Origin of the sequence: Micromonospora cathayae (assembly GCF_028993575.1) — a bacterium.
GTDB lineage: Bacteria > Actinomycetota > Actinomycetes > Mycobacteriales > Micromonosporaceae > Micromonospora > Micromonospora cathayae.
The window spans coordinates 1596002-1609529 of sequence record NZ_CP118615.1 but is presented as its reverse complement, the minus strand read 5'-3'; the positions used below and the strand labels follow the sequence as shown (position 1 = coordinate 1609529).

Sequence of the window (13528 nt, the reverse complement as noted above, 5' to 3'; positions counted from 1 at the left end):
CCGACAGAGCCCGCCAGGGGCGGCGGTCACGCTGACGTGTCGTGGTCGGCGTACCGCACGAGCGCCCCGACCAGCGTCTCCGCCAGATTCCGCAGGGTGGCCGTACCGATCCCGTCGGCCCGGCAGGAGAGCACCAGTTCCCAGCCCCCCACCTCCTGCGGAACCGCCTCGACGAGCAGCTCCATGGCAGTCGACGGCGGACGTACCCGCACCGGCCGGTACCGGACGTGCGGGCTCAGCTCGCCCCGGGGCGGCTCGTGCTGCACGACCACCCAGGTCTGGAACCAGGGGTGCCGGCCCCGGGCCGGCTTGAGCGCACGGACCAACTCGTCGAAGGGAACCACGTTCCCGTCCATGGCGGCCCGCAGCTGGGCGGTCGACTCGGTCAGCACCGCCTGCCCGCCCGGGTCCCCGGCCGTACGGAGCGCCAACGGCAGCGGATCGACGAAGTAGCCGATCACACCGTCGAAGTACGGGTCAGGTCGGGACGGCGCGACCGTACCGACGCAGACCTCGGGGACGCCGAAGGTGCGACCCACCGCGTGGGCCACCGCCGCCGACAGCACCGAGGCGGCCGGTGCTCCGTACCGGGACGCGACCGCCCGCAGCCGGCCCACCAGGGCACCGGGGAGCGTCCGGGTCAGCTCGCAGCGCGGTCCCTCGGGGGTGTCCGGGTGCGGTGGCGCGAAGGCCGGCGGTATCGGGGGCTCCAGGACGTCCCGCCAGTGCCGGAGCTTCGCCTCGACGCCGGTCGCCGGGCTTCCCCGCTCCGCCCGGCTGTACGTGAGGTACGTCGGTACGTCCGGGAAGACCGGTGCCGCGCCCGTCGCCCTGGCCCGGTAGGCGGTTTCCAGGTCGGCCATCAGGATCCGTTCCGACCAGCCGTCGAAGGCGATGTGGTGGATGTGCAGGCCGAGCAGGTACCGGTCCTCGTCGAGGCGACCCACCCTGATCCGCAGGGGTGGTTCGGTCGCCAGGTCGAAAGGGGTACGCCACCAGTCCTCGGTCATCAGGTGGGCCGCCGCGTCGACGTCGACGTCGTTCCCGCCAGGTTGCCCGCCCCGTCCCGGGTACGGCCCGGTGCCGGCGGGGGCGGGGACCGTCTCGATGGTGACAGGGGTCCCGACGGTCCGTGGCGCCGCCGTCCGCCCGGCCGGGGCGTAGACCGTCCGGAGTACCGGATGGCGTTCGACGACGTCCGCGACGGCCCGGCGCAGGACCCCCGGTTCCCACCTGCCGGTGACGAGGTAGGCGAGCACCACCATGTTGTCGGCGGCCCCCGGTTGGAACTGTTCCGACAGCCAGAACCGGGTCTGCGCGTGCGACAGCGGCGCGTCGTCCGCCGAAGCACCCCCGGCGCGACCCGACTCCGTCTCGGCGCGCACGGCGGCCACCTCCACGCGACCCGACTCCGTCTCGGCCCGCTCGGCGGCCACCTCCAGCAGCCCCTGGACCGTTCGCGCCCGGTAGACGTCCGCCAGGCTCACCGGGGCGGGCAACGCCACGGCGGACCGCGACGTCAGCCGGACCAGGTCGAGTGAGGTGGCACCGGCGGCGAAGAGATCGTCGTCGAGCCCGAGATCCGGAACGCCCAGCACGGACCGGACCACCGCGAGAAAGGGCACGTCCGCGCCGCCAGGCCCCGCACCCGCCGCAGCGGGATCAGCGCGCGGTCGGTCAGGGTCCGGGCCCGAGCGGGCAGGTTCCACGTGCGAGCGGGCGGGGTCCGGGACCGTCGGAGCGGCCGGGCCGGTCTCCGGTACGCCCGCCCGGACCAGCAGCTCCGCCATGTTCCGTACCCGGGACAGGTCGACCTTGCCGGTCGACCCGAGCGGAAGCCGCTCGACCCGGTGCAGGATGGCGGGGATCATCGCCGGGAGCAGCCGCTCCGCCGCGAAGGTACGGAGCTCCTCCGTCGTGGGGGCGACCCCACCGGCGCTCTCGAAGAGCGCCACCAGCCGGGGCCGGCCGTCCGTCTCCACCCGGACCACCGAGGCGACCCGGACCGCCGGGTGCCGTTCGAGGGCCGCCTCCACCTCGCCCGGTTCGATCCGGACGCCGTTCACCTTGACCTGCCGGTCGATCCGGCCGCGGTAGCGGAACACCTGGTCGTCGAGGACCACCAGGTCGCCCGTCCGGTAGTACCGCACGCCGTCGACCTCGACGAAGGCACGCGAGGTCTGGTCCGGGTCGCCCAGGTAGCCCGCGGCGAGACCGTCACCGGAGACGAGCAGTTCGCCGGGACTACCCGCAGGCAGTGGTCGCAGCTCCTCGTCCACCACCACCACGCCGGTGCCCGGTACCGGACGCCCGATGGGGATGTCGACGGAAGGCGGTCGGACGTCCCGCTGACGGATGACGTGCGTGGTGGTGAAGATGGTGCTCTCCGCCGGCCCGTAGCCGTTGATCACGGGTAGCTCCGGGAACCGGTCGAGCAGCCGCCGCACATGGCTCACGGAGACGCGCTCGCCGCCGACGAGCACCAACCGGACCGCGCCGAACAGCTCGACCGCCTCGTCGACGAACACGTTGAACAACGAGCTGGTGAGCCAGAGGCTGTTCACGCCCCGCCCCACGGCGTTCCGGAGGGCCGCCACGTCGAGCAGCGGCGCTCCCTCGTCGAGCAGGACGCAGCACCCCCCGTTCAGCAACGGGGCCCACAGCTCCAGCGACAAGCCGTCCCACGGCAGCGGCGCGGCCTGGAGGAAGACGGTGTCCGCGTCGAGCGGGACCCCGTCGTTGCCCACCAGCACCCGGACCGTGCCCCGGTGTGGGGAGACGACGCCCTTGGGCCGCCCGGTCGAGCCGGAGGTGTAGAAGACGGACGCGGCCTGCGTGCCGCTCAGCCCGGACGGGACGGCCGCGCCGCCGCCCGCCAGCAGGTCCGTGGTGGTCAGCGGGTGCACACCGGGCGGCGGGGGCGGGTCCCCGGCCGGGGTGATCAGGAAGCCGGCACCGCTGCTGGCCAGCACGTACTCCTGCCGGTTGGCCGGCCAACCGGGGTCCATGGCCAGGTAGGCCGCGCCGGCGGTGAGTACGCCCAGCAGGACGGCCACCAGTTCCGGCGAGCGCGGTAGGCGCACCGGGACGACGTCACCGGGTGTCACCCCCCGCTCCACCAGGCCGGCCGCCACCCGGTCCGCCATGTCGACCAGGTCCCGGTAGGAGAGCACCCGCTCCCCCTGCCGTACGGCGACGGCATCCGGTGCGAGCCGTTCGTGGTGACGGACGATCTGTTCGATCCGGTCGCCGTTCGCGTACGTCGCCGGCCCGGGGCCCCGGGACAGCCGGCTCGTCCGCCCGGTCATGTCGGCGTCCCGGATCTGTCCCCGACCCGGGTCGACGGGAGCGGGTCGGTCGGCCGGCGCGGGCCGGGTGCCGTCCACTCCGGTGCGGGCAGCGCACGCCGGTCGACCTTGCCGTTCCTGGTCACCGGCAGCTCGTCCAGCACCACGTACCGGGCGGGCACCAGGTAGGACGGCAACCGTCCGGACAGCGCCCGGCGGAGTTCGGGTACCCGGAGTTCGGCCCCGGGCGCGAGGACGAGGTAGGCGACGAGCCGCTTGTCACCGGGCTTGAACTCGTGGGCGGTGACGACGGCCCGGCTCACGGCGGGGTGCCCGACCAGGGCGGCCTCCACCTCGCCGGGCTCGATACGGTACCCGCGCACCTTCACCTGGTCGTCGATCCGGCCGAGGAACTCCAGCGACCCGTCACCGCGGCGCAGCACCAGATCGCCGGACCGGTAGGCGCGGGAGTCCGGCCGTCCCGGCTCGGGAACGAACCTACGGCTGTTCTCGTCCGGGTCCCCCAGGTAGCCGAGCGACACACCGTCGCCGGCGATCCACAACTCACCGGCCGCTCCGGGGGCCGCCGGCACGCCCTCCCCGGTCATGATCCATAACCGGGCGCCGGGGACGGCCCGTCCGATCGGCACCGGCTGCCCGACCTCCCCGACGGCGGACATCCGGTGGCAGCAGGCGAAGGTGGTGGTCTCCGTCGGGCCGTAGCCGTTCACCACGACCCGGCCCGGTACCGCCGCCAGCGCCCGCCGCACGTGGTCGGCGGAGAGCACGTCACCGCCGGCCAGCAACTGGGTCACCGGCCCGAGCGCCGGCAGGTCGGTGTCGACGATCCGGTGGAACAGCGCGGCGGTCAGCCACATCGTGTCGACCCGGTGGCCCTCCAGCAGCTCGCCGATCCGGTCGCTGCCGATCAGGTCCTCGGGGGCGACCACCAGTCTGGCGCCGTTGAGCAGGGCACCCCAGATCTCGAACGTCGACGCGTCGAACGAGAGCGGCGCGAACTGGAGCACCGTCCGGGCCGGGCTCAGCTCCACGTAGTCGGCGCCGGTCGCCAGGTTGACCACGTTGTGGTGCGAGACCACGACCGCCTTGGGCCGGCCGGTGGTGCCCGACGTGAACATCACGTACGCCGGGTCGGAAGGCCCGCGCTCGGGCTCGGCGAACGGGGCGGCCACCCGGTCCCGCCGCTCCTCGTCCAGCAGGATGACGTCCGCCGCGAGCCCGCCGAGGTCGCCGTGCACGGCGGCGGTGGTCAGCACCAGCGTGGTGCCGCACTGCTCGATCAGATCCGTCAGCCGCGCCCGGGGGTACGTCGGATCGAGCGGGACGTAGGCCGCGCCGGCCTTCAGGACGGCGAGCAGGGCGACGATGGCCCGCGTCGACCGGCCGAGCAGCACACCGACGAACCCGTTCCGGCCGCCACGCTCGACGATCTCCCTGGCCAGGGCGGTGGCCCGCCGATCCAGTTCGGCGTACGTCATCCGCTCCCGGTCGTCCTCGACGGCGACCGCCCCGGGTGTGGCGTGGGCGAGGCCCGCGAACACACCGTGCACGGTCCGCGACGACGCTCGGGTCATGCCGTTCCCCGGCGCACCGCGTCCGCAAGTGCCGCCACCGTCGGATGCCGCAGTACGGCCCCCGGCTGCATCGGCATCCCCGACGCGGTCGCCTGACGGGCCACCACGAGCGCCATCAGCGAGTCACCGCCGAGGTCGAAGAAGTCGTCGTCGGGTGCGACGGGAACACCCAGTTCGGCTTCCCAGATCGCCGTGAGTCTCGGCACGAGTTCCACGTCGGCCACCTGTGACATCACCATGCTCCTTCCACCCGCCACGTCGGCGACGGTCGTGCGGTGCCGGGCCTGCCGGGCCCGGCACCCGCTCAACTGGCGACCACGGCCCGGGACCGGGACCAGTGCTTCTCGATCAGCGCGCAGACGAACCCGGCCACGGAGACCACCACGCCGAGCGCGACCCAGCCGTACATGCCGCCGTCGAGACACAGCGTGAGGACGATGACCGGTGCCACCGCGGCGGCCAGCGACTCCCCGAAGCCCATGACGCCCTGGTACTGCCCGAGCGCCTCCGGCTGGGCGAGGGCGAAGGACAACTCGAAGGTCCCGCCGGCCTGCCACACCTCCGCCAGCGAGTGCACGAGCACGGCGACGACCAGCAGTACCACGGCAACCCACGCGGAGGTGCCGGACGACAACGCCATCATGACCCAGGCGACCAGGAAGAACGGTCCCGAGATCGTGATCAGGCGCGCGGCCGACCGGGGGCCGTCGATCGAGCGGGTCGCCGGGACCTGCATCACCGCGACGAAGATCGCCCCGACGAAGAGCACCAGCGCCGCCATCGACCGTGGTGCGTCCGTCCGGAACACGATCCACGCGGGCAGCGCGTGGACGAGGACCCAGTACTGCAGGCTCGCCACCGACGACGCGATGGTCAGCCCCAGGTAGTGCCGGTCACCCAGGGCGATCCACTTGCGTTCCTTCTCGACGGAGTCGGTGACCTTGGCGACGCGGGTCGGCGGAACGTGCGCCAGCCGGGACAGGATGACGGCGGCCAGCACGAACGTGACCGCGTCGGTGATGATGAGGAAGAAGTAGGCGGGGCGTGTGTCGATGGCCAGCGCGACGGCGGCGGCCAGCATGCCGACCGCGAGCCCGACGTTCGTCACGGCACGCAGGTAGGACCGCAACTTGGCGCCCTTGCCCTCTTCGGCCAGTACGCCGATCAGCGCGCCACGGGCGCTGCCGGATCCCGCCCGTCCGATCGCGGCGAGGGCGGCCACCGCGATCAGGGTCCACAGGTTGTTGACCAGGAGCAGGCAGATGCTGCCCACGGCCTCCAGCAGGGTGGCGGCGATGAGGACCTCACGCGAGCCGCGCCGGTCGGCCAGGTCGCCGATCAGCACACCGGCTCCGACCCCGACCAGGGAGCCGATGGTGAGCCCGGCGCCCACCGCGGCCGGGCTCAGCCCGGTGAACTTGATGAGGAAGATCGTGCCGGCGGACAGGAACATCCCCATGCCGATGGTGTTCACCAGGGTCGCCCGCGCCAGCAGTTGCTGACGGTGGTCTCCCGGCGCGCGCAGCGCCGTGAGGAGCCGGGTCACCCGGCCCGTGCCGCTCATCGGCCACTCCTGACCGGCAGCACCACGACGCTGGTCGCCTGCGCGGGGGTGGTCCGGGCGGCGTCGACGCCCGCCCGCCCGCACCCACCCGGCCGCGCGACGACCTCTGTGACAGGTCCGACGGTTTTCAGCTCGGTCTCCTCGTCATCGTTGTCTCACTTCTTGCTGCAAGGCCGCACTCCCGCTGTGACGTGATGCGGTCAGGACACCGCCAGGAACTCGCCTTCCAACCGGACGATGTGCTTCTGGGCCCAGCGCGCCATGCGCAGCGCGGCGTCACCGTCGGATTCGCCCGGGCGGATGCCCGCCAGCACCTCGGACCGGAACTCGTCCACACTGATTCCGCACTCGGGCTTGCTCTCCAACCGGCGCATCGTCCATTTCTCGGCGTGGCAGTAGTCGCCGTAGAGGGCGAGACAGGCGTCCGTCACCCGGAAGGCGGCGACCCTGGCGGAGATGAGGGCCGACGCGTGGTCGCCGGCGTCGAGCTGACCCGCGACATCGGTGAGGGCGTTCTCCGCCCACACCTTGGGGGTCCGGGCCCGGGCCCGCCGGAACGACGACCTGGCGAGCAGTTCGTGCATCTCCCGGAAGTAATCGTCGTTCTTCAGCGGGACCGCGATGGACATCCGGTAGACGAACGCCAGCATGGCGTCGCTCGTGCCGCAGAGTTCGACCTCGTCGTCGAGGTAGGGCTGGAGCACGGTGGCGAAGGCGTCGGGCGACCATATCGTCAGGTCGACGCGGGCCTTCTCGTACTCGCCCATCCAGTTTTCCCAGCTGATGCCGCTCTTGTCCGACCCCGGCCACCGCTCCATGGTCTCGTCCACCGGAAGTTCGAGCGTCCGGTCCGAGAACGCAAAGAGGTCGAAGTCGCTGAAGACGTTGCCCCAACCGATCGCGGTCGATCCGGTCCAGCAGACGGCGTCCGCTTCCGCCAGGCCCGGAAAGCGCTTGAGAATGCCCTCGAAAGTCATGTCCGGGGGCCGCCGGAACTTCGACTGCGCCACAATGACGTCAATAGTGGGGTTGAACATCTTAAATCCCTCCCAGGTCATCGTCTGGAGCTTCTGACAAGGTACGCAAGTATCGCCGTCGACGATTCCCCTGCACTACACAGTGGACCATCGGCAAGGTAGTATCCATTGCCATGAACCAGTCGGATCCGGCACCGGAAAAGAGCCGGTCGCTCGTTTCCTGGGGTACGCCGGCGAGCAACGACCGGGCCCTGGTGTGCATTCCGTGGGCGGGTGCCGGGGCCGCCCCTTTCCGTCCGTGGACCCCGGTGCTCGGCGCGGTGTCCACCGTGTACGGTCTGCGGCTCGCGGGGCGCGAGAGCCGACGGGCGGAGCCGCCGGCGACCACCGTCGCCGAGGTGGTCGACGACGTCGCCGCCGAACTGGCCGACCTGGGCGTGCCGCGGGTGGCCCTGTTCGGTCAGTGCTCCGGTGCGGTGCTGGCGTTCGAGCTGGCGAAGGCCCTGGGCCGGGCCGGCGGTGACGTCCAGGTCACCCATCTGCTGGTCGCGTCGCAACTGCCGCCACCCGACGTCGCCCGGCTCGGCCCCGAGGCGGAGCACGACCTCACCCAGTACGTGCCGGCGGACCTCCGCGCGGAACCCGACTTCGTCGAGTTGCTGCTTCCGGTCATCGCCGCCGACACCAGCCTGATGTCGGGCTACGTCTACCAGCCCGACGATCCGCTCACGGTGCCGCTCACCGTGCTGTACGGCGCGGACGACCACCAGCTGAGCAGGCCCCGGCTGGACGGTTGGCGGCGGGAGACCACGGGCCCGACGAGCTTCCACGAGATCGCCGGGGCCGATCACCTCTTCGGCGGTGCCGCCTGGCCGAAGCTCGCGGAAACGGTCCGGGACGCCCTGACGTGACCGCACAGGTCCGGTGAACGGCCTGTTCATCGGCTGAGGAACGCCGCGAGCTGCCCGACGGTCGGGTGCGAGAAGACGTCCACGATCCTGAGGTCGGGCCAGCGCCGACGGAGCTCGCGGACCACGCCGAGGATCATCTCCGACGTCGCGCCGAGGTCGAAGAAGCCCTCGTCCGGGTCGACCTCGTCGACGCCGAGAGCGTCCGCCCAGACGGCTCGCAGCACCTCGACCGGGTCTCCGTCGAGGTCACGACCGGCCTCCGCGACGATTGTCCGATCAGTCATCCGTTGCCTCCCGCAAGGTGGTCCCGACGGCGTGCAGGTGTGCATGGTCGGTGGGGTCGAGGACAGCCAGGATGAAACCCTCCACTCCGGACCGGCGGTACGCCCGCACCTGCTGCCGTACCTGGTCCCTGGTGCCGCAGAGCGCGAAGCCACGGGCGGCGCTCGGGGTCAGGTCCAGCAGGGCCCCCAGCCGGTCCAGCTCCTCGTGCAGCTCCCACTCGGAATCGGCGATGATCACGTGTCCCAGCCAGGTCTTGGTGATCTCACTGCTGTCACGGCCCACCGCCGCGCAGGCCCGCTCCAGGATCTCGATCTTCCGCCGTACGGTCGCCGGACCGCCGAAGAAGTTGCAGGCGTCCCCGAGCCTGGCGATCATCGGGATCAGTACCCGCTCACCGCCGCCACCGATGAGGATGGGCGGCCCGTCCGGATGGATCGGACGGGGCACGTTGATCGGCTCGTCGATGCGGTGGTGTGTCCCGACGAAGCGCGGCGCGTACTCGGTGAACATCGCCCGGCAGATCTGCACCGCCTCGGCGAGCTGCGCCAGCCGCTCCTTCGGGGACGGGAAGTCCAGACCGTACGCGCGGTACTCCTCCTCGTGCCAACCGGCGCCGATGCCGAGGATCGCCCGACCACCGCTGATGACGTCGATGGTGGTGACCATCTTGGCCAGCAGCGCGGGGTTCCGGAAGCCGCAGGCGGAGACGAGCACGCCGAGGCGGGCGACCGAGGTGACGGCCGCCAGGGCGGCGGTGGTGGTGTACGCCTCCAGGACCGGTTCGTCCCGACTCCCCACGGTGGAGATCTGGTGGAGATGGTCCATGGTCCACAGGCTGTCGAAGCCGGCGTTCTCGGCCGCTCGGGCGGCGTCCGCGACCTGCTGGAACAGCTTGTCGTCGGTGACACCGGCGAACGAGTAGCCGCTGAACTGGAGGCCGACGCGGGTGACCGGTTGGCGGGCCATCCGGAGCCTAACGGCTGGTCAGGGCGTCGGCCGGCGTGACGACCTCGACCAGCCCGAACTCGAGGAGCCGCTCGCAGAGGTCGTACGTCGGCTGCCGGATCTGGTCGAGCGGCAGCCCCGACGTTTCGGCGACGCCGTCGAGCAGTTCACCGACGCTGCGGTCCCCGTCGATCAGCAGCCAGACCACCCGCGCGTCGCGGTCGAGCACGTAGCGGCCCATCAGGGTCTCCAGCAGGACGCCGCCCTCGGCCCGGTCACTGAGTTCGGTGACCGCCTTGGCGATGCGGGCGGTCACGTCCAGCCCGCGGACGAGGACCGTGTTGTCGTTGATGCTGGTCATGAGGCTGTCTCCTTCTTGGCCGAGGCTTCCTCGACGAAAGCTGCCGAGGCAGCGACTGTGGGGGCCACGAACGGCAGGTCGACCGGCAGGTCGAGCCCGAGCCCCTCGCGGAGGCGGGCCGCGACCTCCACCGCGTACATGGAGTCGCCGCCGAGGTCGTCTGAGAAGTGCGCGTCGAGCGGGATGTGCTCGACGCCTAGTACGTCGCGCCACACCTGCCCGACGTAGTTGACGATGTCCACGCCGTTGCGGCCCGTCGACCCGCCGGCGGAGCCACCGGAGGTGACGACGGGGCGGTCGAGCCAGAAGCGCTGACGGGTGAACGGGTACGCGGGCAGCGAGACCCGCCGTCGCGGTTCGTCGGCGTAGTAGGTGGCCCAGTCGATCCCGGCTCCCGCCTGCCACGCCATGGCCAGCACCTCGTCCAGGTCGAACGACGGCCCGATCACCACGTTGCCGGGGCTGTGGCGGGCGTCCCTGCCCCCGGCGGTGCCGGTGCAGGCGTCCAGCGCCGGGGCCAGCGCCGCGATGTCGGCACCACCGGCGAGCCACTGCGCCACCGGTCGCGCCCAGTCCTGCGCGTCCACCCGGGCGAAGGTCAGCCCGAGTCGCTGCAGGATCCAGCCGACCACAGCCGCCGTGAGCGCCCCGGCCCGCTCGGTGGGGAGCCCGCTCAGCTCCGCCGACCCGGTCAACCGGACGAGGCTGGACCGCATCACCGGCTCGGCTTCCTGGAGCCGCTTTCCCAGCTCCGCCAGGTCGCCGGGGGTGCCGGCGATCGCCAGCGACCACCGGGCGGCGGCCCGGCCGGTCTGCTGGGGTGCCCGCAGTTTCGCGATCGCGTCGGCCCTGCTGCTGACCACCGCCGACCACCGTCTGGTGAACCGGCCGCGCCCGACGGCGAGCGTGTAGGCGACGTCGGCGAGTTCGACGGAGTCGTCCGGCGTCATCGTCTCGAGCCGTTCGGCGAGCCGCTCGCGCATCCGGTGCAGTTCCTCGCCGGTACGGGCGGACAGCGCCAGTACGGAGCGCGGCTTCGTGGTCGCCACGGCCGGCGCGGGCGCCGCCGTTCCGACGATGACGTGGGCGTTGGATCCGCCCAGCCCGAAGGAACTCACACCGGCGACGCGTGGACCGTCCGGCTGCCAGGGGCGGGTGTCGGCGGTCATGCCGAACGGCGTCGAGCCCATGCCGAGTTCGGGATTGGGGGCCCGGAAGTGTGCCGTCCCCGGCAGGGTGCCGCTCTCCACGGCCAGGGTCGCCTTGATCAGACCCGCCACGCCGGATGCCGCATCGGCGTGGCCGATGTTCGCCTTGACCGCGCCCAGGGTGACGGTGCCGGCCGGTGCGTCGTCGCCGGCGAAGACCCGGCGGAGCGCCTCGAACTCGACCATGTCCCCGATGGCGGTGCCGGTGCCGTGGGTTTCGACGTAGCCGACCTGGCGGGGAGCGAGACCGGCCCGGCCGAGCGCGGCCCGGATCACCGCCTCCTGCCCGTCGACGTTCGGTGCCGAGAATCCGGCGCGGGCCCCGCCGTCGTTGTTGACCGCCCAGCCGAGGATCACGGCCCGGCGGTTGTCGCGCGCGGCCCGCGCGTCGTCGTCACGTCTGAGTACCACGATCCCGGCGCCGGAGCTGGGCACGGCCCCCGACGCCCCGACGTCGAAGGGACGGCAGTATCCGTCGGCCGACAGGATGCCGCCCTTGTGGTACGTGTAACCGTGGGTGTCCGGCGGCAGGAGACTGACGCCGCCGGCCAGGGCGATGTCGCACTCCCCGGCGGCCAGCGCCGAGCAGGCCAGCGCGACCGCGCTGAGCGACGTGGCGCAGCCGGTCTGCACGGTGATCGCCGGTCCGGTGAACCCGAGCTTGAACGCGAGCCGTGGGGCGAGGAAGTCCTTCTCGTTCGCCAGGGTGACCCGGACGTCACCGAGCCGCCCGGCGCTGCTTTCCGTGGGTGCCACGAAGTCGCGGTAGTACAGGTTCTCCCCGCACCCGACGAACACCCCGACCACGGCGTCGCGGTCACCCGCGTAGCCCGCGTCGTCCAGGGCCTCGGCCGCCACCTCCAGCAGGATCCGCTGCTGCGGGTCCATGGTGACCGCCTCTGCCGGCGGCACCCGGAAGTGGTCCGCGGCGAACCGGTCGACGTGGCTCACCTTTCCTACCGCCGGCACGAACCGGCCGTCGCCCGCACCGTCGGAAACCGGACGCTCATCTGCCGTACGGTCCGTCCGGCTGATCGATTCGACACCGTCGAGAAGGTTCTTCCAGTATTGCGCGATGTCTCCGGCACCGGCGAAGCGGCCGGCCATACCGATTACGGCGACCGGGTGGCTACGACGTGGCTCGCGACTCATCGGACCGGCCCCCCGCCGCCCGCCTGCGACGACTTCGGCACGGGGACCGCCGCGCGGCGTACGGACAGTTCGCTTTCCGGTTCGCGGACAGCAGCGGGAACGTCGTACACGGCAATGAGGCGCATTCCAATTCTCCCGTCAGGAAATTCGCGCTGCGGCACCGGTGCCGCATTCACTGATCGTGCTCCTTCGGCTGCGTCGGTGCGGGCGGGAGAAGGTCGGCCCGCTGCACCGGGGAGGAGCCGTCGCTTGATCAGCGGTTCGATCGCACCGGTCAGCCCTTCGGCCCGACGCTGGGCAGCGGCCCGGGGTGCCCCGACCGGATCCAGGCGGGGTGGCTGGCGTCTCGCCCCCGTGGACGTTGGCGTCGACGTACCTCAGTGCGGTGCAGACGAGACGGACGACCCGGTCCGGTGGGCAGGCACCTCGTCCGGGCCCGCCGCCGACAGCGACATCCCCACCGACGGGTACGTAATTGTGCGCTGGACGGAAGACGCAAAGACAATATTCAAGACAGCCCCCCGTAGGATGTCCGTTAATGTCGGTAAACTGACTTCTGCAAAAATTGTCGTCACGGCGACTCCGCTCGCCGCGAACTTCCCGATCACCCCCGCCTGAAGAGGCACTACCGGAGCAGCCTATGTAGATCATGATAACGCCACCAACACCATCCCAAGGAGTGGGACCTGATCTTTTAGGAACACGCTCGGTGATCGATTACCGTGAACGTCCTTTCCATGGAGAATCTTGGAAAGTGTCGGCGGAAGCGCGGCTGACGTGGGCTTTTTCATGATCGATGAGAGGCGGGCCAGGCTGGTCGGCACGTCGACGACGGTCGGGGTTTCTGCTACAGCGAGTGTTCTTGGCCAGCTCGGTATGGCGACTGGATCGTCAGCGGGGTGGAATCATGCGGGTGATTGTCGGCGATACGACGCAGCGCCGTGCCCGCAGGAGGCGGAGCCGAGGGCAACCAGCCGGCGACCAGCTCGGGGACCAACTGCCGTTGGAGTGGCACCCTGGCTGTGCCCGATGATCTTCGCCGGACGTTTTCGCAGCTCAGGAGCGGATGGAAGTGGGCCGCCTGGGACTCGAACCCAGAACCTAAGGATTAAAAGTCCTCAGCTCTGCCGATTGAGCTAACGGCCCGCTGGCACGTAGGCTACCCGAACCCCCATGCCCGGCGCTCGGGGGCGCAGGGTGCCGGGAGTTCCATCCCGGCCGGGCCGGGGTTGCCTGAGCCGCG

10 protein-coding genes and 1 tRNA gene are annotated in these 13528 nt (G+C 71.4%); 1 reads left to right on the top strand and 10 read right to left on the bottom strand.

What is annotated here, in order from left to right:
- Positions 1-26: 26 nt before the first annotated feature.
- The 5 genes from PVK37_RS07505 to PVK37_RS07485 form a co-directional block, all read right to left on the bottom strand.
- Positions 27-3308 (bottom strand): amino acid adenylation domain-containing protein, encoded by a 3282-nt coding sequence (locus tag PVK37_RS07505; RefSeq protein ID WP_275033044.1) that lies wholly within the window; start codon positions 3306-3308, stop codon positions 27-29.
- Positions 3305-4882 (bottom strand): amino acid adenylation domain-containing protein, encoded by a 1578-nt coding sequence (locus tag PVK37_RS07500; RefSeq protein ID WP_275033043.1) that lies wholly within the window; start codon positions 4880-4882, stop codon positions 3305-3307. The genes PVK37_RS07505 and PVK37_RS07500 overlap by 4 nt, the downstream gene beginning before the upstream one ends.
- On the bottom strand, positions 4879-5115 hold the full coding sequence (locus PVK37_RS07495; RefSeq protein ID WP_275033042.1) for a phosphopantetheine-binding protein: 237 nt from the start codon (positions 5113-5115) through the stop codon (positions 4879-4881). The genes PVK37_RS07500 and PVK37_RS07495 overlap by 4 nt, the downstream gene beginning before the upstream one ends.
- 71 nt (positions 5116-5186) lie before the next feature.
- On the bottom strand, positions 5187-6446 hold the full coding sequence (locus tag PVK37_RS07490) for an MFS transporter (RefSeq protein WP_275033041.1): 1260 nt from the start codon (positions 6444-6446) through the stop codon (positions 5187-5189).
- A gap of 200 nt (positions 6447-6646) precedes the next feature.
- Entirely contained in the window at positions 6647-7504 is an 858-nt protein-coding gene (locus PVK37_RS07485) for a hypothetical protein (protein WP_275033040.1), read from the bottom strand.
- 92 nt (positions 7505-7596) lie between these two features.
- Here PVK37_RS07485 and PVK37_RS07480 point away from each other — a divergent pair, with 92 nt between their 5' ends.
- Positions 7597-8334: a thioesterase II family protein gene (locus PVK37_RS07480; protein WP_275033039.1), complete on the top strand. Its 738-nt coding sequence runs from the start codon at positions 7597-7599 to the stop codon at positions 8332-8334.
- A gap of 26 nt (positions 8335-8360) precedes the next feature.
- Here the strand turns inward: PVK37_RS07480 and PVK37_RS07475 are convergent, their stop codons facing one another.
- The 5 genes from PVK37_RS07475 to PVK37_RS07455 all read right to left on the bottom strand — a co-directional run bounded on the left by PVK37_RS07475 (position 8361) and on the right by PVK37_RS07455 (position 13431).
- Positions 8361-8618, bottom strand: coding sequence for an acyl carrier protein (locus PVK37_RS07475; protein WP_275033038.1), 258 nt, complete (start codon positions 8616-8618; stop codon positions 8361-8363).
- Positions 8611-9585, bottom strand: a complete 975-nt coding sequence (locus PVK37_RS07470; RefSeq protein WP_275033037.1) for a TIGR03560 family F420-dependent LLM class oxidoreductase — start codon at positions 9583-9585, stop codon at positions 8611-8613. The genes PVK37_RS07475 and PVK37_RS07470 overlap by 8 nt, the downstream gene beginning before the upstream one ends.
- A 7-nt stretch (positions 9586-9592) precedes the next feature.
- A complete protein-coding gene (locus PVK37_RS07465) occupies positions 9593-9925 on the bottom strand; it encodes a PqqD family protein (RefSeq protein ID WP_275033036.1) in 333 nt (110 codons plus the stop codon).
- The gene (locus tag PVK37_RS07460) at positions 9922-12285 is read right to left on the bottom strand and encodes a beta-ketoacyl synthase N-terminal-like domain-containing protein (RefSeq protein WP_275033035.1); all 2364 of its coding nucleotides are present in this window, start codon (positions 12283-12285) and stop codon (positions 9922-9924) included. The genes PVK37_RS07465 and PVK37_RS07460 overlap by 4 nt, the downstream gene beginning before the upstream one ends.
- 1073 nt (positions 12286-13358) lie before the next feature.
- Positions 13359-13431, bottom strand: a tRNA-Lys gene (locus PVK37_RS07455).
- Positions 13432-13528 lie beyond the last annotated feature (97 nt).